21 protein-coding genes and 2 tRNA genes are annotated in these 24,752 nt (G+C 38.0%); 11 read left to right on the top strand and 12 right to left on the bottom strand.

Annotated elements, in window-relative coordinates:
• Nucleotides 1-91: 91 nt before the first annotated feature.
• The 4 genes from E4N78_RS03080 to E4N78_RS03065 form a co-directional block, all read right to left on the bottom strand.
• Nucleotides 92-484 carry a PUR family DNA/RNA-binding protein gene (locus E4N78_RS03080; protein ID WP_255811610.1) on the bottom strand — a complete coding sequence of 131 codons (393 nt, stop codon included), beginning with the start codon at nucleotides 482-484 and terminating at the stop codon, nucleotides 92-94.
• Nucleotides 485-569: 85 nt separating this feature from the next.
• Nucleotides 570-2,423 carry a phosphoglucomutase gene (locus tag E4N78_RS03075; protein WP_255811609.1) on the bottom strand — a complete coding sequence of 618 codons (1,854 nt, stop codon included), beginning with the start codon at nucleotides 2,421-2,423 and terminating at the stop codon, nucleotides 570-572.
• A gap of 34 nt (nucleotides 2,424-2,457) precedes the next feature.
• Nucleotides 2,458-3,141, bottom strand: a complete 684-nt coding sequence (locus tag E4N78_RS03070; protein ID WP_255811608.1) for an MgtC/SapB family protein — start codon at nucleotides 3,139-3,141, stop codon at nucleotides 2,458-2,460.
• A 39-nt stretch (nucleotides 3,142-3,180) separates the two neighbouring features.
• Nucleotides 3,181-3,262, bottom strand: a tRNA-Leu gene (locus E4N78_RS03065).
• A gap of 50 nt (nucleotides 3,263-3,312) precedes the next feature.
• Between E4N78_RS03065 and E4N78_RS03060 the strand changes: the two genes are divergently transcribed.
• From E4N78_RS03060 to E4N78_RS03025, 8 genes are all read left to right on the top strand, one after another.
• Nucleotides 3,313-4,488 (top strand): ISAs1 family transposase, encoded by a 1,176-nt coding sequence (locus tag E4N78_RS03060; protein ID WP_255811607.1) that lies wholly within the window; start codon nucleotides 3,313-3,315, stop codon nucleotides 4,486-4,488.
• Between the two features lie 78 nt (nucleotides 4,489-4,566).
• Nucleotides 4,567-5,787, top strand: coding sequence for a tyrosine--tRNA ligase (tyrS, locus tag E4N78_RS03055; protein WP_255811606.1), 1,221 nt, complete (start codon nucleotides 4,567-4,569; stop codon nucleotides 5,785-5,787).
• A gap of 63 nt (nucleotides 5,788-5,850) precedes the next feature.
• Nucleotides 5,851-6,786 carry an ABC transporter substrate-binding protein gene (locus E4N78_RS03050; RefSeq protein ID WP_255811605.1) on the top strand — a complete coding sequence of 312 codons (936 nt, stop codon included), beginning with the start codon at nucleotides 5,851-5,853 and terminating at the stop codon, nucleotides 6,784-6,786.
• Nucleotides 6,786-7,805 carry a FecCD family ABC transporter permease gene (locus E4N78_RS03045; RefSeq protein WP_255811604.1) on the top strand — a complete coding sequence of 340 codons (1,020 nt, stop codon included), beginning with the start codon at nucleotides 6,786-6,788 and terminating at the stop codon, nucleotides 7,803-7,805. The genes E4N78_RS03050 and E4N78_RS03045 overlap by 1 nt, the downstream gene beginning before the upstream one ends.
• A 5-nt stretch (nucleotides 7,806-7,810) precedes the next feature.
• Complete coding sequence (locus E4N78_RS03040) at nucleotides 7,811-8,590, top strand: ABC transporter ATP-binding protein (protein ID WP_255811603.1); 780 nt, start codon at nucleotides 7,811-7,813, stop codon at nucleotides 8,588-8,590.
• A 127-nt stretch (nucleotides 8,591-8,717) separates the two neighbouring features.
• Nucleotides 8,718-9,044, top strand: coding sequence for a DUF6922 domain-containing protein (locus E4N78_RS03035; protein ID WP_010697845.1), 327 nt, complete (start codon nucleotides 8,718-8,720; stop codon nucleotides 9,042-9,044).
• Nucleotides 8,999-9,643 carry a nucleotidyl transferase AbiEii/AbiGii toxin family protein gene (locus tag E4N78_RS03030; protein WP_255811602.1) on the top strand — a complete coding sequence of 215 codons (645 nt, stop codon included), beginning with the start codon at nucleotides 8,999-9,001 and terminating at the stop codon, nucleotides 9,641-9,643. Before E4N78_RS03035 ends, E4N78_RS03030 begins: the two co-directional genes overlap by 46 nt.
• A 99-nt stretch (nucleotides 9,644-9,742) precedes the next feature.
• The gene (locus tag E4N78_RS03025) at nucleotides 9,743-11,188 is read left to right on the top strand and encodes an aminoacyl-histidine dipeptidase (RefSeq protein WP_255811601.1); all 1,446 of its coding nucleotides are present in this window, start codon (nucleotides 9,743-9,745) and stop codon (nucleotides 11,186-11,188) included.
• A gap of 183 nt (nucleotides 11,189-11,371) precedes the next feature.
• Here E4N78_RS03025 and E4N78_RS03020 read toward each other — a convergent pair whose 3' ends face one another.
• The 6 genes from E4N78_RS03020 to E4N78_RS02995 all read right to left on the bottom strand — a co-directional run bounded on the left by E4N78_RS03020 (nucleotide 11,372) and on the right by E4N78_RS02995 (nucleotide 17,490).
• Nucleotides 11,372-12,031, bottom strand: coding sequence for a DUF1361 domain-containing protein (locus E4N78_RS03020; RefSeq protein WP_255811600.1), 660 nt, complete (start codon nucleotides 12,029-12,031; stop codon nucleotides 11,372-11,374).
• 81 nt (nucleotides 12,032-12,112) lie between these two features.
• The gene (locus tag E4N78_RS03015; RefSeq protein WP_255811599.1) at nucleotides 12,113-13,084 is read right to left on the bottom strand and encodes a metal ABC transporter substrate-binding protein; all 972 of its coding nucleotides are present in this window, start codon (nucleotides 13,082-13,084) and stop codon (nucleotides 12,113-12,115) included.
• An 84-nt stretch (nucleotides 13,085-13,168) separates the two neighbouring features.
• Nucleotides 13,169-13,576 carry an acyl-CoA thioesterase gene (locus tag E4N78_RS03010; RefSeq protein ID WP_255811598.1) on the bottom strand — a complete coding sequence of 136 codons (408 nt, stop codon included), beginning with the start codon at nucleotides 13,574-13,576 and terminating at the stop codon, nucleotides 13,169-13,171.
• Nucleotides 13,577-13,749: 173 nt separating this feature from the next.
• Nucleotides 13,750-14,634: a 1-acyl-sn-glycerol-3-phosphate acyltransferase gene (locus tag E4N78_RS03005; protein ID WP_255811597.1), complete on the bottom strand. Its 885-nt coding sequence runs from the start codon at nucleotides 14,632-14,634 to the stop codon at nucleotides 13,750-13,752.
• Nucleotides 14,635-14,653: 19 nt separating this feature from the next.
• Entirely contained in the window at nucleotides 14,654-15,688 is a 1,035-nt protein-coding gene (locus tag E4N78_RS03000; protein ID WP_255811596.1) for a DUF7954 domain-containing protein, read from the bottom strand.
• Between the two features lie 11 nt (nucleotides 15,689-15,699).
• Nucleotides 15,700-17,490 (bottom strand): proline--tRNA ligase, encoded by a 1,791-nt coding sequence (locus E4N78_RS02995; RefSeq protein ID WP_255811595.1) that lies wholly within the window; start codon nucleotides 17,488-17,490, stop codon nucleotides 15,700-15,702.
• Nucleotides 17,491-17,684: 194 nt separating this feature from the next.
• On the opposite strand from E4N78_RS02995, the gene E4N78_RS02990 reads away from it, so the two are divergent.
• Nucleotides 17,685-17,767, top strand: a tRNA-Leu gene (locus tag E4N78_RS02990).
• Between the two features lie 67 nt (nucleotides 17,768-17,834).
• Here the strand turns inward: E4N78_RS02990 and E4N78_RS02985 are convergent.
• Nucleotides 17,835-18,854, bottom strand: a complete 1,020-nt coding sequence (locus E4N78_RS02985; protein WP_255811594.1) for an endonuclease/exonuclease/phosphatase family protein — start codon at nucleotides 18,852-18,854, stop codon at nucleotides 17,835-17,837.
• A 150-nt stretch (nucleotides 18,855-19,004) separates the two neighbouring features.
• On the opposite strand from E4N78_RS02985, the gene dnaX reads away from it, so the two are divergent.
• Both dnaX and E4N78_RS02975 read left to right on the top strand, forming a co-directional pair.
• The gene (gene dnaX / locus E4N78_RS02980) at nucleotides 19,005-20,891 is read left to right on the top strand and encodes a DNA polymerase III subunit gamma/tau (RefSeq protein WP_255811593.1); all 1,887 of its coding nucleotides are present in this window, start codon (nucleotides 19,005-19,007) and stop codon (nucleotides 20,889-20,891) included.
• On the top strand, nucleotides 20,839-23,133 hold the full coding sequence (locus E4N78_RS02975) for a 7TM diverse intracellular signaling domain-containing protein (RefSeq protein WP_255811592.1): 2,295 nt from the start codon (nucleotides 20,839-20,841) through the stop codon (nucleotides 23,131-23,133). The genes dnaX and E4N78_RS02975 overlap by 53 nt, the downstream gene beginning before the upstream one ends.
• 57 nt (nucleotides 23,134-23,190) lie before the next feature.
• On the opposite strand, the gene E4N78_RS02970 is transcribed toward E4N78_RS02975, so the two are convergent.
• The gene (locus tag E4N78_RS02970) at nucleotides 23,191-24,642 is read right to left on the bottom strand and encodes a C69 family dipeptidase (protein WP_255811591.1); all 1,452 of its coding nucleotides are present in this window, start codon (nucleotides 24,640-24,642) and stop codon (nucleotides 23,191-23,193) included.
• Nucleotides 24,643-24,752 lie beyond the last annotated feature (110 nt).

Below are 24,752 nucleotides of genomic sequence, written 5' to 3'. Positions count from 1 at the left end.
ATGTTTATTTTATCATAAAACAGGCGATATAACAAGGTGCAAGTAACCCAAATACAAAATTACAGACAAACTTTCCGTTAGCTTAGCAGCCTCAGCGGCTCTTCTTTTTTATTACTTTTTTTACTCTCGATTTTTCCCCGTCCTTCTTTTCAGTACTTTGCCTCTTTGAAGCACGAGGTTTTACAGGCTTATCGCTTTTTTCGGCAGCCTTTTTTGCATCACTAACCTTCTTAGCCTTAGTCTTTGCTTTTTCTTTTCTGTTTTTTTCGATAAATTCTATACATTTATCCAAGCCCTGCAAAAAAGGTCTCATCTCATCTTCAAATACGACAACGGCATGGCGGTCAAAGCCAAGCCCCTCAGAAACCTTGCTTTCGACAACCTGTAAAAAAACATCGCCCTTTGTATTTTCTTTAACATTAAAAAAATAAGTCCGGTTTTCTGCCGAAACCTGAGTTGTAAAAAGTTCACCTCTAATTCCCATAATTTTCTCCAATAATGATAAACATGGAGGCTTGTATTTCAAGCCGTAATGTTTATCGAATCTCCAATAATAATTCTTTTTTAAACTATGCGCCTAAATCGGCACGCCTTACCATTTCACCCTGCCATTCAACCAAGTATTTTTCATCTTCAAGCGACAGACCTCTTATATCGGCCATTACTCTAAATATGGGCTCCGTTCCCGAACCGCGCATCCAGATAAATGCTATAGGCTCATCTTTTGAATTATAAAATTGAATCTTAAGGCCGCCCCTTCCCGAAACGGAAAAGTCTTTAAGATCTTCGCTTTGCTTTGTTCCGTTATTTGAAAAACTGCGGTACCTTACAATACCGAACCTGCTTTTAAGTTCATCTTTCTTTTTAGCCCATTCTTCTTCAAATATCTTTTGATAACTGCCCTTTAGAACGGAATGATCCTCAGTACGGATTTTTAAAATAGCTCTTTTTTCTCCGGTGGGAGTTGTTGTATATTGAGGAAGAGTTTTTAAAATATCGGTCAAGGTAAAATCGGGTTTATATTTATCCATTTGTTTTGACTTTTCGCACCAAATATGGAAAAGCCCTTTTTTTATAAATTCCGTTTTTATTAAAAGGAGTTTTAAAATTGCAAAAATGGTATTTATCGGATCCCTTACCTTTGCAGGGTGAGTAATGTTTCCTCCGTTCGACCCCTCTCCTAAAATTCGGACATCATAATTTTTTTCCCGCAATTCGGCGGCTAGATTAACCACATTGGCTTCGCCTACTTCAGCCCTAAAAACTTCAGCACCAAAACAGGCTGCCGCTTCTTCAATCCGCAAGGATGTAGGCCCGTTTACAACAATAGCGGGCTTTTTATTACCTCTTTTACAATAGAAAGAATAAGCCGTTTCTGCAATCACCGAAAGAGCAAATACTTCTTGAGCTTCAAGAGGAACAGCCTTATTAAGCACCTCATTCCAATAGATAATATTTCCGCGGTCTCCATCACAATCGGGCATATAACCTAAAAAGCAGTTTTTATCCAACGGGCTTGCATCCGGATCCAAGTGAAGATGTTCTATCTTTTTTGCACAAAAATCTAAATTAGCTCCTTCAGGTAATATCCCGTGTACGATATTTCCGGGTACTTCGTTTATACCGATTAAGGCTATTTCACTGTCCGTAAAAAACTGCCTATCAATGGAGGCAGCTCTTGCACTTCCGTTAAAATCGGCAACTATAGAAAGAGGATGACCTTCTTTTTTTGCAGCAATAACCGCTTTTTTTATTTTATCAAAAAAGTTATTTTGTGTTTTAGGGTCAGCCGAATTTGTAATTACAGCCTTAGAATAATTATAATAAGAGTCCAATGCTTCTTTTTTTATATAGACTGTCTGCATTCTTATATCTTGTAATTTTTTTAAATTATAATCATTCAGGAATTTTAAAGCTTCATCTTCGGCATCATCGGCTTTGAGCCTTTCTTTAAACATGTTGATTAAAATTTTCGCTTGATCTCCGTCAAGGACGCCGCCTGAGTCCAAGCCGAATTTAAGGCCGTTGTGCCCTATCGGGTTATGACTGGCGGAAATATAAGCAAAGGCTGCACCTATCGATCTTGAATAAGCCATGATTTCGGGAGCAGCCGTACAGCCTACAACCTTTAAATCATAAGAAGTTGAAACAAGAGTTTTTATAAAGACTTCTTTGATAGCAACGCCTGTAGGCCGGCTGTCCCTGCCGATTACTATCGTCTTTATTTTAGGAAAATTTGTCTTTAAAAATTCGGCAAAGGCCAAAGCCGCATGACATACCAGTATTGAATCTTCATATTTTATGTCGGGGCTTTCGTCTTCCTCTTTGCCTGAGTCGGCAAAAACCTTTCTCCATCCTGAGGCGGATAATATCATTTTGGATAATTCAGCATTTATACTTATGCTGTTGTTTGTGTCTTTCAATTAACAATACCTCTTGTTTTACCTTAAGAATTTTTTAGGTTATTTTTTCTCGCATTACTATTGTATCTACTTCTTCTATTTTTTGAAAGTCTTCGGTCATCTTGGAAATATCCAGCTTCTTAGGAACATTTATAAAAAGAACGACCTTAGAATACCCCTTGGACGATTTTGACGAACGGACATTTGTAGATACAATGGATGCAGAATAGTCCGATAAAACATTTATTATCTCCGCCATTGGAGGTTTATTTCCGTGAAAATATATTTCTAAGAATTTATTTTGTCTTACAGGGAAAATTTTAAGTTCAAGCCTATTGATAAGTGAAAGAGTTACTAAAGAAATAACGGTCATCACTATTCCGGCCGTATACAGCCCGCTTCCTATAGCCAAGCCTATTCCTGCAATTACCCATATTGAAGCCGCTGTTGTGAGTCCTTTTACGTTGGCCCCTATCTTCAAAATCGCTCCGGCACCTAAAAAACCCATACCCGAAACAACCTGAGCGGCGATTCTGGCCGTATCGCCCTTACCGCTCATTTGAGGAAGCCAGATGGATATCAGCATTATCCCGCATGCACCCACACAAATTAAGATATGAGTGCGTAAGCCTGCTACCTGTCTTTTACCGGAACGCTCCATACCTATACAACAACCGGCTAAAAAGCTTAAAAGTAAACGAATAATAATTATCTTGTCTGTTAAAGCTCCGGCATCCATAAAAAATCCTTATGACGGTCATTGTAGGTTTTAAAGTTTTGCCCTGAGGGGGACTTGAACCCCCATGCCGTTAAGCACTAGTACCTGAAACTAGCGTGTCTACCAATTCCACCATCGGGGCAAACGAAAGTTTATTATAGCAAAAAAAAAGCGGAGAGTGTCAATTATGCCGTGAAAAGCGCACGGAAATCAATTTTACTAAAAACTGCCGATAATGTAGGTATGGAAATAGAAAATATATTTGATTACTTTAACGACATCAAAATAATAAGCAATTACGACGGATATTTTTACAGCGTAAATGAAGCTTTAAAAATATTACTACTTGGACTTCTTTGCGGCCGTAAAAACATTAGAGAAATACACGAATGGGCAACTGCCGACATTATAAAAGATAGGCTCAATAAAGAATTCGGCATAAAAAAGATACCTTGCTATTATTGGCTAACCTGTCTACTTAAATTGATAAACATAGACTCATTAAACGAATGTTTTATGAATATGGCTGAAGCTCTTATCAAAGAATACGGTACAGAAAAGCCTCTTACAATAGCGATAGACGGAAAAACTATCCGTTCAACAGATAAAATGAGCAGCTATGAAAGTCCGCTGCACATAGTCTCTGCACAAGTTGCAGAATTTGGTATAACATTGGCACAAAAGTGTGTTAAAGGAAAGACAAATGAGATACCTACGGTTCAATCTCTTATAAAAACTCTTAATATAAAAGGGCATATAATCGTTGCAGATGCCTTAAATTGTCAAAAAGAAACGGCAAAAATCATAAAAGAAGGAAAAGGGGACTATTTATTGTCGGTAAAAGGGAACCAGCCTTTATTAAAAGCGGATATTGAAGAATATGTTCAAGATGAAATTCTAAGAAAACAAATGGACACGGCTTGTAAAAGTGAAAAAAATCGTGAAAGAGTTGAAAAGCGAACAGCCTTCTGCACAACTAATTTAGGTTGGATGGATAATACGGATGAATGGGAGGGGTTAAGCTGTATTGGAGCTATTCATTCAGAGTTTAAGAGTAAGAAAGGAAAGAGTGATGAATGGCATTATTATATTTCGAGCAGAAAACTTACAGCTCAACAGCTATTGGATATAGCAAGAAAAGAATGGGTTGTAGAAACCATGCATTGGTTATTAGATGTTCATTTTAGAGAAGACTTTTGTCGGCTTTTAGATAAAAATCTACAACAAGCCTTGAACATAGGACGGAAAGTGGCGTTAAATTTGGTCTCGCGATACAAACAAAAAAATGCACCTAAATCTTCTTTGTCACACATTATGTTTAAAGCTCTCATGGATATATCTTTTATCAAAAAAATATTACAAAATTGATTTCCATGTGAAAAGCGTGTCAATTGTAATCCTAATAAATCTGTTGACCTAAGCTAAAAATTATTGTATAGTCAAAACATGAACAAAGCATTAAAAATATTACAGGAGAGGGGCTTTATCCAGCAATGTACCGATTTGCAAGCCCTTTCCGATAGAATGGACAAGGGGCAAATCGCCTTTTACACAGGTATCGACCCGACAGGGTCAAGTTTACACATAGGGCACATGGTTCCGATTTTTGCCTTAAAGCATTTATGCAGCGAGGGGCACAAGGGAGCCGTTTTAGTCGGCGGAGGCACTTCGCGAATAGGAGACCCGTCGGGAAAAACAGAAATGCGTAAGATGCTTTCTTACGATGAACTCGATAAAAATGCGGCCTCAATTCAAAAACAGATTGAAAAATTTTTAGCGGAAGATATTAAGAATGTACGCTTTGTCAATAACAAGGATTGGCTTGCAGATTTAAACTACATCGATTTTTTACGCGATATAGGTTCTCACTTTTCGGTCAACAAAATGCTCAGCTTTGAAGCCTACAAAAAAAGAATGGAAACGGGGCTTTCCTTTTTGGAATTCAATTATCAGCTTTTGCAAAGCTATGACTTTTTAATGCTCAATCAAAACTACAATGTCGAACTCCAAATAGGCGGTGATGACCAGTGGGGAAACATGGTTGCAGGAAGCGACCTTATCCGCAGAAAGGGAGGCGGCGAAGTTTTTGCCCTCACCTTCTCTCTGGTTACAAGAGCCGACGGCCAAAAAATGGGAAAGAGCGAAAAAGGAGCTCTGTTCTTGGATCCTGCCCTTCTTTCTCCCTACGATTTTTTCCAATATTGGAGAAACACAGCCGATGCCGATGCCGAAAAGTTTATGCTGCTTTTTACATTCCTTCCTATAGAAGAAATAAAATCGGTTTGTGCAGGGGACATAAACAAGGCTAAAGAAAGATTAGCCTTTGAAGTTACAGCCCTCATTCACGGAAAAGAAGAAGCGGAAAAAGCCTTGGAAGGAGCAAGGGCGGCTTTTTCGGGCGGAGGAAATAAGGATGCTATGCCCACGGCGAATTTGAGTCTTTCAAAATTAAATGAGGGTATCGGAGTTCTTGACCTCTTTGCCGAAGCAGGACTTGCCTCCACCAAAAGCGATGCCCGCCGTCTTATCGAGCAGGGAGGAGCCTTTATAAACGAAGAAAAAATTTCGGACATCAAGGCTCTAATCGGAAAAGAAAAACTTGACAAGGACAACGAGATGATTTTGCGTGCCGGTAAAAAACGCTTTATGAGAATAATTTTCAGCTAAAAAACAAACTTGACTGATTCACATAAACATTATATGATATATTATCAAAGCTAGGAGGATCCTATGAAGAATTTTAAGAAAAGCTTCTTTGTGCTGGCCATGCTTTTGGCAGCCGGCACAATGGTTTTTGCAGGAGGCGCAAAAGAAGCAAGCCTTCCCTCGGTTGATTTAACGATGGACAGGGCTGGTGCCCCGATTACCTTACCTGCAAATGTAGAAAGAATTGTTTCGATGGCTCCGTCTACCACGGAAGTTCTAATTGATTTAGGTGTAGCCGACAAGATTATTGCCGCCGATACCAACACTAAAAAGGATGGGCTTTTAAAACAGGATATCCCATATTTCGATATGATGAAGCCTGATGCAGAAAAACTTATTGCCCTAAAACCGGATGTAGTTTTTATCTCAGGGATGTCGAATGCAAAAGGTAATACTCCTTTTTCTCCCTTAATTGATGCAGGTATCTGTGTTGTCAACATTCCCTCATCTTCGAGTATCGAGGCCATTTATCTTGATATTGCATACATAGCTGCCGCCGTAAAACAGGAAAAAAACGGAGCAAAAATTATTTCGGATATGCAAAAAGAAATCGAAGCTGTCCGAAAAAAAGGAGCTGCTATTGCCCAAGACAAAAAGAAAACAGTTTACTTTGAAATAGGAGCCGCTCCTTATATGTACAGTTTGGGAACAGGAACATTTATAAATGAGATGATCGAAATTATCGGCGCTCAAAATATTCTTGCCGATCAAAAAAGTTGGATAGCCGTTTCCGATGAAATGGTTTTAGCTAAGGATCCCGATGTAATTTTGACCAATGTAAACTATATACCTAATCCGATTGATGAAATAATGGCCAGATCAGGCTGGGCTTCTCTTAAAGCCGTAAAGGGCAAAAAGGTTTTCGGTATTGATACAAATTCTTCTTCAAGACCTAACCATAACATTATAAAGGCCTTAAAAGAAATGGCTAAAGCCGTCTATCCCGAAATCTATAAATAATGAAACTTCAATTCAAGCTTGCAGGCTCGATTGCAGCCTGCATCCTTGTTCTCATCTTGGGAATAGGAATAGGTTCGGTCTTTGTTCCGCCCGAAGATATTATTAAAATCATATTTTCAAAAATAGCCCAAAAAGAAATTTACAATATTGAATCGACCTTTGTTGCAATAGTTTGGAACGTGAGGCTGCCTAGGGTGCTGGTCGCTTTTTTGGCAGGCGGCTCCCTTGCCGTAAGCGGGGCCGTAATGCAAAGTATCTTAAAGAACCCATTGGCTTCTTCTTACACCATGGGCGTTTCATCCGGCGCCGCCTTGGGAGCTGCTCTGGTAATTTTGACAGGATTCACTCTTCCTTTAATACCGGTTTTTACCCTTCCTCTTGCAGGCACTATTGCAGGCCTTCTTACAGTCTATGCCTCGGTTAAACTTGCATCCTTAGTTGATAGGAATTTTGAAAACTCGACGATTATTTTAACAGGTATAGTTTTTTCTCTCTTTATAAACGGAATTATAACCATAATAATCGCCCTTAATCGGGACGGAATGGCCCGCCTGATATTTTGGCAGATGGGAAGCTTTGCAAGTCAAAATATAAAAAACTTTAACGTGTTATTGCCTATCTGTGCAGCCGGAACCTTGATTCTTACAGGGTTTTCAAATGAAATGGATTTGCTTACCTTCGGAGAAGAGCAGGCTAAGACTATGGGTCTAGATACAAAAAAAGTTAAATGGCTTCTTTTGTTTTTAGCCTCAGCCCTTACGGGAACAGTAATTTCATTTGTAGGCATAATCGGTTTTATCGATTTAATAGCGCCTCACATTGTACGCAAGCTCGTCGGTGCAAGGCATAAGATAGTGATCCCTGTGTCCTTTTGTATAGGAGGCACTGCGATGGTTCTATGCGATATGACGGCAAGAACTATTTTGTCCCCCCAAGAGCTTCCGGTGGGTGCAATCACCGCCCTCGCAGGTGCTCCGTTTTTTTGCTATGTCTATTTTAAGGGACGGAGGAGGACTTAACTTTTATGGACTGTCCTTTAATAAACGTAAAATCGCTTTACGCGGGATATTCAAAGACTCCCGTTTTAAAAGATATTTCCTTTTCGGTTTCAAAAGGAGACAGCCTTTGTGTTTTGGGTCCTAACGGCTGCGGAAAAACGACCCTCTTAAAAACTCTTGCCGGTCTTATCGGCTATTCGGGTGAAATTCTTTTAAAGGGTCAAAACTTAAAAAATATCAAACGTAAAAACATAGCAAAAAAAATAGCCGTTTTAAGTCAAGTTTCTTCGATATATTTTTCATATTCCGTTTATGATACCGTTATGATGGGAAGATATGCACACAGAGAGGGCAGCTCTTTTCTTTCAGTCTCAAAAAAAGACAGGGCCTATGTAGAAAAATGTTTAAGGGCTGTAGACATTTGGAATTTGCGTGAAAAGAAAATAGATGAACTTTCAGGCGGTCAGCTTCAGCGGGTTTATCTGGCCCGCACTCTTGCTCAAGAACCCGAACTTATCCTGCTCGATGAACCTACAAATCATCTGGACTTAAAAGCCCAAACCGAGCTTATTCTTTTTTTAAAAGAGATTTGCAAAAAAGAAGCTAAAGCCGTCATCGGAGTCTTCCACGATATAAACCTAGCCCTGCAATTTGCAGATAAACTTATTTTTTTAAAAGACGGTACCATACAAGCCTCAGGAAAAAAAGAAGAGGTTTTAACCGGAGAAATTTTACAATCCGTTTACGGGATGGATGTAGCCGCATGGATGAAAAATTCTTTTAATTTATGGCTTAGAGTTTTTTAGCTTAAAGGAATCTTTCTGTCAACCGTTTTTTATCAGCTTATTTCTTTGAGGCTATCTGTTCTGTTGCTCTGTTACCGTGTGGAAAAATGTACACAAATATGCTATAATAGAACGTGGGAGGTATGGTATGTTTTTTGCAGATTATGAAACCCACAAAAAAGAAAAAATTTCTCAGTCAATTCTCTGGGAATATGATACAAAAGCTCCCGATTGGGATTGGAATATAATGTCAAAAATTGTTGTCGCCCGCGTTTTGGAATACGGCAGACCTGAGGATTATTATGCAATGTTTCAACTTTACGGCGGCTTTGAAAGGGTAAAAAATATTGTTGTACAAATTCCTCACCTTTCCCCAAAAGAATTGAATTGGTCTTGTTTGCTTTTTGATTTAAAAAAGGAAGATTTTTTATGCTGCAAAAGAACACTGTCGAGAAAACTGCATTTGAATTGTTAAGAACGCTCATGCAAGACAGTCAAATGGATCAATTTTTTTTAGTTGGCGGCACTTCTATTGCATTACGTCTTGGACACAGGAAAAGTATTGATTTGGACTTATTTACTCAAAATGATATATCGGTATGGGAACTTAATAAGCATTTATCAAAAGAATACGGCTTTATTGAGCGGTATAAAGCTCATAATACGTTAAAAGGCGAAATAAATGGTATATTTATTGACTGTATCAAATATGATTATCCGCTGATAAAACCATTGTCTACAGAAGAAAATATACGGATAGCAAGTTTTGAGGATGTTATTGCCATGAAACTTTCGGCAATTACCGATAACGGCACTCGATTAAAGGATTTTGTTGATATTTCATTTTTATCAACAAAATATTCATTAGATGCAATGCTGGACTTTTATCTATTGAAGTATAAAAATGCCAATATACTATCTGTTGTAAAAGCTTTATCTTATTTTGATGATATAGACTTTATACATGAGCCGGTAAACTTAATAGTCGGAAAATTTAATTGGGAACATATTGAAAAGCGTTTGCATGATATGATAAAAAATCCTCAAGAAATATACACAACCTATCCCATATAAATGCGATTAAACTCATAGTCATGCCGGTTATCCTGATTGTTTTTTTTTATATTTTATAATATACTACTAGCCTATAAAATAAATAATTTGGAGGCAATAATGAATCCGTTGCAGAGCACTGAACCTAAGGAAGTATTTAAATGGTTTTACGAAATCTCTCAAGTGCCGAGAGGTTCGGGAAACGAAAGAGCTATCAGCGATTTTCTTGTAAAATTTGCAAAAGATAGAAGCCTTGAAGTACATCAAGATAAGGCTATGAATGTTATCATAAAGAAGCCCGGAACTGCCGGCTATGAAAAATCTCCGGCGGTTATTATTCAGGGACACATGGATATGGTTTGTGAAAAGGATGCTTCTTCAAACCATGATTTTTTAAAGGATCCTATTAAATTCGTCGTAAAGGGAGAAATGCTCTATGCCGATAAGACAACCCTTGGAGGAGATGACGGCATAGCAGTCGCATACGCTCTTACCCTTCTTGATTCAAAAGATATTCCCCACCCGCCGCTCGAAGTTTTAATTACGACAGAAGAGGAAACGGGGATGGGCGGAGCTATGGCTCTTACTGGTGAGCATCTGCAAGGAACACGCTTTTTAAATATAGATTCGGAAGAAGAAGGTGTCTTTTTGGTAAGCTGTGCAGGCGGAGCCAATATTAATGTTTTCTTCGATATAAAGAAAGAGGCAGCTAAAGGAAAATTCTTAAAAATCACTGTCGGAGGTCTCCTCGGCGGACATTCAGGTATTGAGATAAACAAGCAGAGAGCCAACGCAATTAAACTTTTGGGAAGAATTCTGTACAACATCAAGCAAAACGAAAAAATCAATATAGCCGAAATCTCAGGCGGTTCAAAACACAATGCCATTGCAAAGGATGCCCATGCAGTAATCGCAGTCGAAAATAAGGAAGCCGTTTTGAAGATTGTAGAAAAACTTACCTCTGATTTAAAAAATGAATACAGGGCTGTGGATAAACTTTTAACTGTTACGGCAAATGAAACTCAAAACACTTCAGGCCAAATGTTTACAAAGGAGCTTAGCTTAAATCTAATTGATTTTATGGCAAGTATTCCCAATGGCGTACAATATATGAGCATGGAAATTCCAGGCCTTGTTCAAACAAGCTTAAATAACGGCGTTTTAGAAGAAATCGATGGAAAAATCAAATTTACAACCTCTGTACGAAGCAGCGTAAGGAGTGCCTTGGATGAAATTGTGGATGTACTTAGAATCCAAGCCGAGCGCTGCGGAGCCGAATTTAAAAAATTCTCGGAATATCCGGCTTGGGAGTACAGTCCCAATTCTCCTGTGCGCGATGCTGCCGTTAATGTTTACAAAAAACTTAATAACAAGGAACCCGTAATTACAGCCATCCATGCAGGCCTTGAATGCGGCCTTTTAAAGAAGACCCTTCCTAATATCGATGCTGTAAGTTTTGGGCCCAATTTGTATGATGTTCATACTCCTAACGAACACATGGACATAGCCTCTGTAGAGCGCGTATGGAAATTCTTATTGGCATATCTAGTCGAATTGAAGAATTAGAAATAAGGTGTAAATATTGAGGACCATGCTTAGGCAGGCTTAGTAAAAAACTAAAAAGGGGCATGAAGTCATGCCCCTTATGGGAGTTGTGCTTTGAACCGCCTAAGACGGATACTCACATCTCCCTCTAGCTTTTATTTTAGCATAATTATTGTAATTGTCAAGTGAAATATTCCTAAAAATTTAATTTTTTTTCTCGCCGAAGCTCTTATATGATATATAAAGCAGGTTAAAGAGTGTTCCCAGTAAAAGAATAAATGCCCATGTTCTTGCATGTATAAAAGGATTTTTTATCGGCAAAAAAAGGTCTGATAGAACGGAACTTAAATTCGTTACAAGATCCCATGAATTCCATCTTAAAAATCTTCCCAAATAGATGCCGAAAGCTGAAAGATATATCACAAAACCTGAAAAAATTTGCGGGTATTTTATATTAAAAGGTTTTTTAATCTTGGCTTCGATAAAATCCAAACTTACAAAACCGTAAAAAAGACCTGCAAAGCTGTAAGAAAACAATAGGATTAAATCATACCAGCGCATTGTTGAAGCAGCCGTTTTTAGATGAATAAAATCGGTTACTATATAAAGGGCGTTTGGAAAAAACAAAAGCCAGATAGCCGTAAAAACAATAAAAACTATTTTTTTATTGTTTTTTGACAAGTATAGCATTGAAGAAATAAGCCATGGTACAAAGGCTAAAAATAAATTCCAGCCCAAAAAAAGTAAGAAATAGTTTTCTGCTATAAAAATCCTACACACCGATAAAAAAATACAAAAAAAAGACAAAAACATCAAAGCAAATGTACTCTTAATTTTAAATATATTTTTAAAATAATGTCTCATTCATTCTCCAACAAAAAGAGCCGGGCTCCCATAAAAAAAGAGCCGGCTGTCTTTAAAAAATCAAAAGGCAGCCCGTTCCTTTTATTTTAAATTTTCGTATATTCGCATTAAATTTGTCTTCATGCGCTCAAGATAGCTTTTATTATCTTCAGAGCTTTCGATTGTGTAAATTTTTTCAACCTTGGCTCCAAGCTCTTTTGCAAGGGTTTTTGAAACAAGGGGGCTTGCCGCTTCTTCCGTAAAGATAACTTTTATATTGTGCTCCCTGCAATATTCGACAAGTTTTGCAAGTTCTTTCGGATTCGGTTCATTTTCATTAAAGATATCGGTTACGGAATTTTGATCTAAGGAAAAATCTCTGCAAAGATATCCGAAGGCTGCGTGTCCCGTTACAAAGAGCTTGTTTTTTACTTTAGAAAATTTCTCGGTATATTCTTTTAAAAGTCCGTCAAGTTCGGCAATATATTTATTTGCATTTTCTTTATAGCTTTTTGCATTTGCAGGGTCAGCCGTAGTCAGAGCATTTTCGATATTTTTAACCATAATTTTTGCAGAAGAGAGGCTGAGCCATGTATGAGGATCGGATTCTCCGTGATGGCAGTGTTCATGTCCCTTGCCGTGTTTGTGTTGCCCTGCACAGACTTCGCAGTCACAGTCTTCTCCATGTTCATCATGGTTGTGGTGTCCTGCCTTGATTGCTTCAATTCCGCTGCTTGCCTCGACCATAATCAGCTTTTTGTTGTTGACCGCTTTTACGGCTTCATCAAGCCAAAACTCCATACCAAGACCGTTATAGATTAAAATATCGGCCTTCGATAAAAAAGCAAGGTCTTTAGCTTTGGGCTCAAAGTCATGAGCTTCCATTCCAGGCGGGATGATAACCGAAATATTAACATTGTCTCCTGCAACTGCCTGAGTCAACTCTTTCATTGCATCGAAGGTAACGGCAACATTTTTTTTGCCATTATCGGGCATCTCTTTTGCTCCCATCGCAAAGAGATTTACCGATGAAAGAAGAGCAATAAATAAACATGTTTTTAAAATAGATTTCATATAAACTCCATATTTTTTTAAGACGGAATAGAATATAATACCGTACCGAGATTAAGTCAATAAAAATAAGCTAAAATTAACTTTTTATGGCTGAAGCTCGGGCTCCAGTCCCGGAACCAAATATTTTTCAGGGATTTTAACGGGCCGTCCGGTGCTGTCGACACAGGCCCAAGTTACCTTTGCTTCAGCGCAGACCTTACCTTCTTCATTTTTTATAACCTGCAAAAATGTACCGGAAACCTTACCCAAATCTATGTGAGTAACCTCAATGGCCAGTTTATCGTAAAGTTTGGCAGAGTGCTTGTATTTAATATCTATGTGGGATACATAGAGCATGAAGCCTTCTTCAATCATCCCTACATAATCAAAACCTATTTTTTTTAAAAACTGCATTCTGGCATGTTCCAAATAATTTAAGTAAACCGAGTTGTTTACATGATTATAAGCGTCAAGCTCGTAGCTTCGAACTTCAACATAAAACGTATGCGTCACAATCTTCTCCTAATAAAACCTTTTTGCAGCAAATATCAATTTGCGAAAAAGGTTTTTTCACGCAGTTTGTTTACAAACTGCATACAAAAATACGACGTTTGCCTAAAAGGCAAACTCGAAGATAAACATTCAGGCTTGTATTTCAAGCCGGAATGTTTATCGTTTCTCCTATTTTAGTTTAGCCGTCCGATTTCGTTTGCTTCATGCATTTTTTCAAGGTCTGCCATTACCTGATCGACTACGGCCTGCTTTTTATCTATGCCTGTAAGGTTTTGATGTTCAGCCTTTACTTTTTCTCTATATTCTTCACAGTTTATGACGGGGCTTGCATCAAAGATGAGCCTATCCTTCCAGACAGTATCCTCGGTCATATCTCCCGAATCCGAAATACGCAGGCAGTTTCCATTGCTTGAAACCAAGAGCATTATATCGGACATTTTAATATAGGAATCTATTTCTTTTACACCTTTTTTTGTTTCGGGTTTTCCGGGGCGGTATCGGGTTCCTGCAGGATATACAAGAATTACCCGGCCTTCTTCTTTTGCCTTTTCAAGTGCCCGCATTGAAGCAAGGTTTATCATCTTGCTCCGTTTTAATTCTTCTGCCAAAACTTCAGGGTCTTTAATCGATTTGATGGAACGGCTGGGATAGATATAAATGCGGTCATAGGCGCTTGCAAAGGCCGCAACATAGGGATTATCTTCTCCCAGTTTTAGCCCGGCCATTGCGATGCACTTTTCTGCAAGCTCCGTTCCTTTAGTACCGGTTTTTTTCATTAAATTTATAAAAGCCGGATAATCCAGATTGCTGTAGTGCTCTGCAAGGATTATGCCTTTTTTCCCTTTTTTTACCTCATCTAAAAATTCTTCTAAGTGTTCGGGATGTCTAAACTCCGAATTTTCAAGAACGAGATCGTCTACCATCTCATCAAGAATTTTAGATAGGGCAGGATTTCCCTTTTGTAATACATTTTCGGGCGTAACTGCCGGATTTTTCATCGTGTGTTTTGCAATTTCAGGTAAAATGTCTTTTACATATTCCATTAAAGTTTGCTGCATTTTGCACCTCCATAAATCTTTAAAATAAACCGTCAAAATAATCTTTATATTTTTGATATGAAGATTTATCGACGGTTAAACTTACTACAGTATATTTTGAATTTTCTTTTTTTATTATCAATTTAATATCGTGTTTGATGCTTTTTGTTTCAAGATCATAGACGCTGTTTATGATTTTAAATTTTTGTTTGGAACCTGTTATATTTGTATTTTTTGCGAGCACCTTAGAAGCCTCTCCCGACGAAGAAAAATATCTTATCAAAAAATCGGTTTCCTCTCCGCTTATACCAGAAACAGGTTTTAAATCTACCGTATTTATGTTTAAAAAAGCTTCGTTTCCCATTAAAAAAGAATTGTCGGCGATCTGTTTCCATTGGCTGTCTAAAAAAAGTTTAACCCCGTCAACGGTTCTTGTTTCTTTTTTTGCCTTGAGATTTAAAACAAATTTCGACTCTCCGGTTTTAAATTCTTCAATAGGTTTAAACTCAAAAAAAGTTTTATCGTCTTTTAGCTTTCCCATCTCTACCAATTCAAAGGTCTGTTTATTATTGGAACTTAAAATGCTGTGAATATGAAATAAAGGAATATAGGATATAAATAATACCTCACTTTTTCCCCCAAATTGTTCTTCACTTATAGTCTTAAAACCTGTTTTCACCACTAAGCTTTCATTTAAATTAGTGTTTTTCCATGAAAAAAATTTCGGAAGGATTTCCATAAGATAGTTTACGGCATAGGTATAGTTTGGATCAGTATTTCTTCCTGAAATATTGTTTTGTCCGGTAATTACAAATTCTCCGTCTAAAATTTCCCCGCTAAACAAAACCTTTGCAACAGTTTTTCCGTTTGAGGTGTATAGAAAAGACCCTATCGTATTATCGTTGTAATATAAAAAGCCTACCCATGTCGGTTCCTTCCATGAAAGGTCTTGATAGATAACATAATTTCCCGATTCTGTTCCATCCCATGCGGATTTTTCTTCGGCGGTGAGCTTAAAACCTTCTGCCGTGACGAGAAAAAAAAGTAGAAAACCAAAACTTAAAATTTTTTTCATTTAAAAATCCTCTAGTTTAATTTTGCAAGTTCTTCTTTTACGGTTTTTTCAACTAAGTCTACAACCTTGTCTTTATCGACCAAGCTGCTTTCTACCGCCTTTCTAAGCTTAAATTCGATATTGGGAAGATTTTTTTTGCCGACTACAAGCCTTATCGGAATGCCTATAAGGTCCATATCCTTAAACTTAACGCCTGTCCTTTCTTTTCGGTCATCTAAGAGGGCTTCAATTCCTCTTTTTTTGCATTCTTCGTAGAGGCGGTCGGCTTCCTTTTGCATTTCTCCCTCGTATTTTATGGGAACTATCGCAGCTTGGAAGGGGGCGATACTCATGGGCCAGATTATTCCGTCTTCATCATGGTGTTCTTCGACAATTGAAGCTGTAAGCCGGTCAAGACCTATGCCGTAACAGCCCATGGAAGGGTGCTGCTGTTTTCCGTTTTCGTCGAGATATGTCATATTCATAGCCTTCGTATATTTATATCCCAGCTTAAAGATGTGCCCGAGTTCGTTTCCCTTTTTGGTGTAAAGGGCGGTACCGCAAACCGCACACTTATCTCCGGCCCTTACCGTGCGGAGGTCAAAAACATGGGCGGGCGTAAAATCCCTTGACGGTTCCACATGGAGGAGGTGTTTGTCCTTTTTTAAGGCTCCGGTTACCGCATCGTGCATGATCATAACGCTTTCATCGGCAATGACCGGAATATTTTTTAAGCCTACAGGTCCTGCAAAGCCGACTACCGTTCCTGTAGCTTCTTCGACTTCGGCATCGCTTGCAAGGATTGCTTCCGAGGCTTTAAGGGAGGATTTTAACTTGGCTTCATTTACTTCCAAATCTCCCCTTATGCAGACTGCAATTAAAAGACTTCCCTCGTCGCCGTTTTTTGCACTTTTTTTGCCATTTTCAGCATTGCTGAGTATCTCGGAATTTTCTACCCGGTAAATCAATGTCTTTATAAAAGAAGAACTTTCAGTCTTTAAAAAAGCTGTAAGGTCTTCTATTGTTTTTACATTGGGAGTGTCAATTTCTTCTATAGATAAGGCTGAACCTTGGGGCATATTGCCGTTTCCTTGTTCCTTATCGGGTGCGCAGGCTGCCTTTTCTTCGTTCGCTGCATAACCGCAAGATGGGCAGAGAAGGAGGGTGTCGTCTCCAACCGAAGATTCTACCATAAACTCCTGAGAACCGCTTCCTCCCATAGCACCTGAGTCGGCTTTTACTCCTATTACCGTAAGGCCGCAGCGCTTAAAAATCTTTATATAGGCCTTTTCAAAACTTAGATAGGCTTCGTCTAAACTTTTATCGTTTGTATGGAAAGAGTAAGCGTCCTTCATCGTAAATTCGCGGGTTCTCATAAGCCCATATCGCGGCCGGATTTCATCCCGGTATTTTGTGTTAATCTGATAGGTTAAGAGCGGGTAGTTTTTATAGGAGGATAATTCGTTTTTTAAAAGGGCTGTAAAGGCTTCTTCAGCAGTGGGGCTTACAACCAATTCTTGGTTTAAGCGGTTTTTAATACGCAAAAGTTCAGGGCCCATCGAGTCCCATCTTCCCGATTCCTGCCAAATTTCACCCGGAACGATTACGGGGGGCTTAAATTCGAGACAGCCTATTGCGTCCATTTCTTCCCTAATAATTTTTTCTACCTTTCTAAAGGCTTTTAAGCCGAGGGGCAAATAGGCAAAAAGCCCGTTAGCCAAATTTCTTATCATTCCTGCCCTCAAAAGCAGTTTATGACTTTCAACAACAGCCTCATTCGGGATTTCTCGTAAGGTAGGCATATACATCTGCGTCATCTTCATAATTATTTCTCCAATAAAGATAAACAGTGAGGCAGAATTTCTGCCGAGCTGTTTATCGAAACTCCAATAAAAACTTTTAAGAAAGTTATTTTACCTCTTTTGCTTAAAAAAATCTATAGGCCGGATTTTTTTTAAACTCTCAATACGAGGGCTTTACACGATTTTGTTTTTATGATAGAATAAGACCTTAATGAGCCGGCGTGGTGAAATGGTATACACGATAGACTCAAAATCTATTGGGGGCGACTCCGTAAGGGTTCAAGTCCCTTCGCCGGTATTTGTTTAACCGTCCATTTATATGGACGGTTTTTTAATCGGTACAAATAGTCCCGCTTAAAAAAATATTATTGCCTTTTTAAAATAATGCCTATAGGTAAATGATCCGAATACCCCTTTCCTGAATGAACTGAATATTTGTCGGGATTACCCGATTCATCGGTCAGAGGTCTTGAGTTTACTACACAAAAGAAGCTTATATCAAAATCTTTTCCATCGCTTAAATTATCCGAATAGAAAAAATGATCGATTTCTTCCCAGCTTTCCTTGTAAAAATAGCTTCCTGCGAGTTGATTCCCTTCTTGAGCTGCGGCCTTATAGGCTTCAATATTCCAACAGTTGTCAAATTCGGATAAAAGAGAGAATTCCTTCAGAGTTTGATTAAAATCGCCGCATATGATAAAGGGTGTTTGAGGTTCTGTATTTTTTAGTTCCAACAGCCTTTTATATGCTTGTTCTTCCTGCATATGTCTAAGGGCTTCGCTATCGGAAGTACCCGCCTTAGATTTCCAATGAACATTTAACAGTACCAATTCTCTATCCCCTGTAGAATTGCCTATCTGAATTCTGGTTTCAACAAGAGGCCGTAAATAATTTTTTCCAGAGTATACATTGAAAACCCTTGTTTCGATAATGGGAAACTTTGAAAGTAATGCAGTACTGAATGCTCCTCCGTTTTTTGGCGGAATAAAGACAGCATATTTATATGCATTGTTGATGGGCAGAATTTTACAAAAGTCATCCAATACCGTTTGACTTTCGATTTCTTGCAAAACAAGTATATCCGGTATATCTTTTTCACTTAAGCCTAGGTAAAGGCTGGCTAGATGTAGGGTTTCTTTTAACCGTAATAGCCGTTCGGCATAACGCTCTTTTGACCATTTTGTTTTTGTTCCTTTAAATTCCTTGAATTCATGGCCGTCTTCGATTGCATCAAAAAAAGTTTGGGCATTATAGCTTACAATCGAAATTTTATCTTTTTTGATATTTTGTAAAAGAAAAGTATTTGTACATCCTGCACAAGAAAACGGAAGAATACAACAACATATAAAAATGAATAGACCTAAGATATTTTTTAATTTTTTCATAAGTATCACCTCTACTATTATTGTATGTTTTTTCTTAAATTATTAGCAAAATATTAAAAAAAAAATTTTTTTTCAAGTGCCCTAAAAGATATGATAAAAACATGGGTTTTGGCAGTTTAATTTTGAGTAAATTTGTGATATACTTACAAAATGGAATATCAAGTAACAGCGACACGGAGAAGACCTCAGCGTTTCGAGGACTTGCTGGGTCAGGAATTCGTAGCCGCAACATTGCAAAAATCGATTGAGGCAGGTAAGATAGCCCATGCCTATCTTTTTTCCGGCCCGAGGGGCTGCGGTAAAACAAGTTCGGCTAGAATTTTAGCAAAGGTGCTTAACTGTGCCGAAGGGCCGAAGCCCACGCCTTGCGGCCATTGTACTGCCTGTGAAGAAATTACTGCCGGTTCGTGTTTGGATGTAATCGAAATTGACGGTGCTTCAAATACAAGTGTAAATGATGTAAGGCAGATAAAAGATGAGATTTTATTTCCTCCGAATTCAAACAGGTATAAAATTTATATAATTGATGAAGTTCACATGCTTTCGACAAGTGCATTTAATGCTCTTTTAAAAACCATAGAGGAGCCTCCTCCCTATGTAGTGTTTATTTTTGCTACCACCGAAATTCATAAGGTTCCGGCTACAATTAAAAGCCGCTGTCAACAGTTTAATTTTAAACTCGTATCGATAGAGATACTAAAGCAAGCCCTGGCAGATGCAGCCGCTGAGCTGGGGATAAGAGCAGATGATGAGGCTCTTTATTGGATTGCCCGTGAAGCAACCGGAAGCGTAAGGGATGCTTATACCCTTTTTGATCAGGTTGCAGCTTTTTCGGACGGGCATATAACCTTTGAAAAGATACACGAAAAACTCGGCCTTACAGGTGTAGATTCAATCAATAAGCTTGTTTCGGCTTGCGTTGCAAAGAAGGGGCAAGAAGCTCTGTCTATCTTGGACGGAATTTTACAGGGCGGAATCTCGGTCGAGCAGGTAGTTTCAGACTGTGCAGATTATTTTAGAAGCCTTTTATTGGTAAAGCACGGTATTACAAAGGAAGCTCTCATCGGGCAAAGGGCTGACCGCTTCCCTCAGGATATTTTACAGGGATGGACAACAGTACAAATAGAAAGAGCCCTAAGTATAATGCTTCAGCTTTTTAAGGATCTAAGGTTTTCTATAGATCAGCGTTATGAATTGGAGCTTGCAGTTTCGCGTCTTTCTTGGCTCGGCGACTATGTATCTTCCGCAGATTTAAAAGCCGCCTTTGACGCAGCTCAAAACCTTATGGCTAACCGCCGTACAAATGATGGAGCAGGCAAACCTGTTCCTGACCGCAAGGAAAGTATGGAAGCCTCCGGTTTTAATCGGGAGAATAAAGCTTTTTATGCAGAACAGCCTAAGGAGTCCCCGCGCCCTTTTAACAATGCGGGCAGTTTGACCGAACAATTTAAGGCCGTTTTAAGACGGGACAATAAATTAGACGGGTTTCCGGAAAAAAAAAATGAAGAGAAACAGCCGGTTTTAGATAATGTACCTTCAGGTAATGTGTCTTTTGAAAAAAAAGATGAAAAACAAGAAACCGTACTTCAGACTGCCCGCAATCTAGAGAAATCTTTTAATACTGTAGAGGAATTAAAAGAACCTCTAATTGAAGCTCTTTTAGAAAAGAGCGGTATCTTATCTTCAGCAGTAGGGCAAAGCAAGGATTGGGTTTTAAAAGATGACAGTTTAACATTATTTGCCCGCAGCACTTTTGATTTTTCTTTAATTCAAAACCAAAAAGATAGTATAGCAGGAGCTCTTTTTGATATTACGGGAAAAAAATTTAAACTTATCATAAAAGAATATATACCTCCTGAGGTTGATACGGTTAAAGAAGAAGAAATTAAGGAGCCTGAGAAGATAAGAATGATATTGGATGTATTTATGGGAAAAATAGTCGACCATAAAAGTTTGGAAACGGAAATTGAAGAAGGAGAAGAAAATGATATTAAATCCGTTGATGCGCCTCTTGCAATTCAAGAGCAGAATATTTAAGAAAATTGTAATTGTATATATTATTTTATTTGCAGCTTTATCTGTTTTTTCGGAAGAAGTAAAAAAAGGTGTTTTGGATTTAAGAAACACCAACTTTAATAATGTTAAAGAATTTACCTTAAAGGGAGAGATGGGGTTTTATAATAGGCAGTTTGTTTTCTCTCAAGAAGATATCAATAAGCCGTCCGTTTTTATCCCATGCTCATCGGAATGGAGTCAAACAAAACTTTCAGATGGGACTCAACTTTCCTCATTAGGATATGGAACCTATGTTTTTAAAATTTTATTACCGGAAAACAGTCCTCCCCTTATGCTAAAGATTCCTTCCCCCGTTTCTGCGTGGGCTTTTTTTGTAGATGGAAAAGAAATTATGCGGGGAGGAAATCCCGGTTCATCAAAGGAAAATTCAAACACTGGTCAAGCAGATATAGTGTATAAGATTCCACAAGATAAAACGGAATTAAGTATAGCCGTGCAAGTGTCCAATTTTGCACATTCCAGAGGCGGTATTTATCATGCTATAAATATCGGACTACAGGATAGTATTGAAAAAATAATATTGTCAAAAAGATTTGTAGATATCTTTGTATTCGGATTCGGTTTAGCTATAATATTGTATCATCTTGCTTTATTTATTTTTCGTCCTAAAAATAAAAGCCTTTTATTTTTTGTATTTTTTGCTTTAGTTGTTGTACTTAGAAATCTTGTGAGCGGATATGTATTTAAGTATATCTTCCCTTCAGCTTCTTGGGAGTCGATTACAAAGTTGGATTATCTGACATTTGCATCTGTAGGATTTTTTATATTTACATATTTTAGATCTCTTTATAAAGAAGATACAAATGAAATTATCTATAAAATCATATCGATAGAAGCTCTTGCCTATGTTCTATTTGTCTTAGTGACGCCTGCATATATTTACGGAAAATTGATTACATATCATCAAATAATTATTCTTGCAGAAGTTTTTTATGCTTTTTATTTTGTAATAAGGCTTTTAATCAAGAAAAGAATAGGGAGTATTCCGATTTTTGTCGGTGTTATGTTTTTAGTCATTTCATCGATAAATGATGTTCTTTACAGTATGATGCTCTCTAATATAGGAAACCTTTTACCGTTCGGATTTTCAGGATTTTTGTTTGCTCAAGCTTTTTGTCTTGCTTGGAAAAGTTATCTTGAAACTAAAAAAGCCGACGAAGTCAAATCAATGCTTCTTGATTCGGATAAACAAAAAGGATTGTTATTTGATGAGATAAAGAATACAAGCAGCGAACTAAAGCAGCATGAAATTACCCTAGCGGAAAATATGGACATGGCTGAAGATTCAATGAAAAAACTTTCAGGATATGCCGAGTCCGTAAGACAGGAAATTACCGTACAAGATGGAGAGTTAAGAGGAACCCAAACCGCAACCGACAGTCTTAATTTATTTTTGGAAAATATCTCTCAAGGAATCGAAAATCAATCAAAGGCTGCAGAAAACACGGTTTTACAGATAAAAGAGCTAAATAAGGTAACCAATGACTTATCCGATAAATTTAATACGATAAATGAAGGTTTTGCTTTGCTTTCAGATGCAAGCAAAACAGGCAAGGATAATTTAGCAAAAGTTACTGCAATTATAGGGAATATTTATCAAAGCTCCGAGGTTCTTCTTGAAGCTAACCAGCTCATTACTGCTTTGGCAGAACAAACCAATCTTTTAGCAATGAATGCAGCTATAGAAGCGGCCCATGCAGGAGATGCCGGTAAGGGTTTTGCGGTTGTTGCCGATGAAATAAGAAAACTTGCAGAAAGTTCCGCATCGGAGGCGGACTCAACCGGCAAGATATTAAGCCAAATAAATAATACCATCCGGCAGTCGGCAGAGGCCTCCGGCGTACTTCAAAAAAGTTTTGATGATATAAATCAAAAGGTTTTTGATTTTCAAAATATTCTAGCTAATATTTCAGGTTTTATTTCCGATGTAAACACTCAAACTGAAAAAATGAATTCTATTATGAATACTCTTTTAGAAGAGTTTACCAATGTACAAAAAGAAAAGGATAATATCAGCCGGACACGCTCGGATATTTCAAACAGTTTTAAGAGTCTTTTAAATGCAACCGAGCAGGTTAATTCTGAAATTTCAGAGATGCTGAACAGTATTAAGATCTTAGATCAGGCTATCATAAAAACCAGAGAAGTGGAATCTCAAACGGGTTCTTCAATATCCAAGTTAAATATTCTAATTAGGGAATAAGCCAAAATAACAAAAGCCCCAAGAAAATGCTTGGGGCCTTTTATCGGTTCTTATCCTTTAAAGATTTTTATCCATTGTAAAAGAAAGTTTTGAATACTTAAAAGATTCCAACATCAAGTCGGAAAGATATTCTTTTGTTCTTTTTAATACATGCTCTGCCGTTTTGCGGTTTTCTTCAGTTAAAAATTCGCTTAAAGATTTTGCAGGTATTTTAGCCGCTGCATCGGTAATTTCTTTTACTCTGACTCTTCCGTAACTTTGCATTTCGGTAAGATAGGCATTGTTATTATCCTTAAATGCAGAGTAATGCGCTTCAACAAAATGGCCGATTAGCTTAAATAACCAGTAAGCATTATCGGTAGAAACCATACGGGTCATTCTTTTATAGGCCGTCGGAGTATCCAAAACATTTGTAAAAAACGGAATATACGGAACAAATGCTGTTGTTCCGAGTGCCAGCCACTGTATTCCTTCAAGGCCTTTTGGAGATTTGGGTCTTAATTGTAAAATATGAGACTCGGCTGTACGCGAAAGTGAAATACCTCTAAAACGAGTTTTATTAAAATCACTATTGCCTATGCCGATAGGATCAAATTCCGTTTCATTATAGTGAGAGCTTAGTATGTATTCGACATCTTCAACCGAGATAAGGCGGTTTGCTTTTTGGATAAAAGGAATATCGTTAGATATTGGAGATTGCTCTATTTCGGGATTAAGATATTTTTGAGCAAACCAAGCTCTGGGAGTATTGTAAACTCTGTCTTTTTCGCTTGATGTTCCGAAGATATGTCTAAAGTTAAAACCTTCCCTATCAGGATTCAAGTTATGCTCATTTACAAATTCCTTGATACCCTTTGACCACAGATAATAATCGGTTTTTTTAAAATCGATTTTTTCGATTGAAACCTGATTCGGAGCTACGGCATAGCAGTCATCGGGAATTCTTACGGCAACCCAATGATGGCCGCAGGGAATTTCCATATACCAAATCTCATCGAGGTCGGCAAACAAAATACCGTTACCCTCGGCAGAACCGTATTTTTCGATGAGTTTTCCCAAATAGCTTACCCCCTCCCTTGCAGAGTTTATAAAGGGGAGAACTATGTCGTTGATTGCATCCTCTGCAATTCCGTTTTTTACCAAGGGGTCATATGCAAGTACCTTAGCGTTTCCGTAGACACTTTCGGTAGAGCTCAGGGCTACGTTTTTTTCGTTGATTCCCGCTTCGCCGTAAACGCCTTGGTTTTCCTTATCGTTCGGATAGGCTTGCGGAACGGAGGTGTAACGGTATGCCTTTGCAGGGAGGGGAATCTCCACGCCTGTGTTTTTAGATTTATAAATGCGGTTTGCCTCATTTACTGCCTTTTCTAAAACAAATATTTTTGGGCTTATCGCCAAGTGAAAATCCTCATTTCTTGCAATAAGAATTGAGCCGTCGATGCTGGCTTTTTTGCCTACCAGCACTGTTGTACAGTCGGTGTGTGCCGAAAAAGATTTTACATTATTCATATTTTTCCTCATATGTTAAATTATATTTACAAGTAAAACTATACTCTAAAAACGATATTTTTGCAATATTTTTCTTAAAAACTATTGACATTTTTTTTTATTTTTGATAA

The organism is Treponema denticola (assembly GCF_024400535.1).
Taxonomy (GTDB): Bacteria; Spirochaetota; Spirochaetia; order Treponematales; family Treponemataceae; genus Treponema_B; species Treponema_B denticola_C.
This window is presented reverse-complemented; position numbering and strand designations above follow the sequence as displayed.

What these genes read in the sequence shown, in the direction of transcription:
- E4N78_RS03015 (WP_255811599.1), bottom strand. Translation starts at nt 13,084, where the DNA reads ATGAAATCTATTTTAAAAACATGTTTATTTATTGCTCTTCTTTCATCG.
- E4N78_RS03030 (WP_255811602.1), top strand. Translation starts at nt 8,999, where the DNA reads ATGCTGCAAAAGAACACTGTCGAGAAAACTGCATTTGAATTGTTAAGA.
- dnaX (WP_255811593.1), top strand. Translation starts at nt 19,005, where the DNA reads ATGGAATATCAAGTAACAGCGACACGGAGAAGACCTCAGCGTTTCGAG.
- E4N78_RS02995 (WP_255811595.1), bottom strand. Translation starts at nt 17,490, where the DNA reads ATGAAGATGACGCAGATGTATATGCCTACCTTACGAGAAATCCCGAAT.
- E4N78_RS03050 (WP_255811605.1), top strand. Translation starts at nt 5,851, where the DNA reads ATGAAGAATTTTAAGAAAAGCTTCTTTGTGCTGGCCATGCTTTTGGCA.
- E4N78_RS02970 (WP_255811591.1), bottom strand. Translation starts at nt 24,642, where the DNA reads ATGAATAATGTAAAATCTTTTTCGGCACACACCGACTGTACAACAGTG.
- E4N78_RS02975 (WP_255811592.1), top strand. Translation starts at nt 20,839, where the DNA reads ATGATATTAAATCCGTTGATGCGCCTCTTGCAATTCAAGAGCAGAATA.
- E4N78_RS03005 (WP_255811597.1), bottom strand. Translation starts at nt 14,634, where the DNA reads ATGCAGCAAACTTTAATGGAATATGTAAAAGACATTTTACCTGAAATT.
- E4N78_RS03070 (WP_255811608.1), bottom strand. Translation starts at nt 3,141, where the DNA reads ATGGATGCCGGAGCTTTAACAGACAAGATAATTATTATTCGTTTACTT.
- tyrS (WP_255811606.1), top strand. Translation starts at nt 4,567, where the DNA reads ATGAACAAAGCATTAAAAATATTACAGGAGAGGGGCTTTATCCAGCAA.
- E4N78_RS03045 (WP_255811604.1), top strand. Translation starts at nt 6,786, where the DNA reads ATGAAACTTCAATTCAAGCTTGCAGGCTCGATTGCAGCCTGCATCCTT.
- E4N78_RS02985 (WP_255811594.1), bottom strand. Translation starts at nt 18,854, where the DNA reads ATGAAAAAATTAAAAAATATCTTAGGTCTATTCATTTTTATATGTTGT.
- E4N78_RS03080 (WP_255811610.1), bottom strand. Translation starts at nt 484, where the DNA reads ATGGGAATTAGAGGTGAACTTTTTACAACTCAGGTTTCGGCAGAAAAC.
- E4N78_RS03025 (WP_255811601.1), top strand. Translation starts at nt 9,743, where the DNA reads ATGAATCCGTTGCAGAGCACTGAACCTAAGGAAGTATTTAAATGGTTT.
- E4N78_RS03035 (WP_010697845.1), top strand. Translation starts at nt 8,718, where the DNA reads ATGTTTTTTGCAGATTATGAAACCCACAAAAAAGAAAAAATTTCTCAG.
- E4N78_RS03040 (WP_255811603.1), top strand. Translation starts at nt 7,811, where the DNA reads ATGGACTGTCCTTTAATAAACGTAAAATCGCTTTACGCGGGATATTCA.
- E4N78_RS03000 (WP_255811596.1), bottom strand. Translation starts at nt 15,688, where the DNA reads ATGAAAAAAATTTTAAGTTTTGGTTTTCTACTTTTTTTTCTCGTCACG.
- E4N78_RS03020 (WP_255811600.1), bottom strand. Translation starts at nt 12,031, where the DNA reads ATGAGACATTATTTTAAAAATATATTTAAAATTAAGAGTACATTTGCT.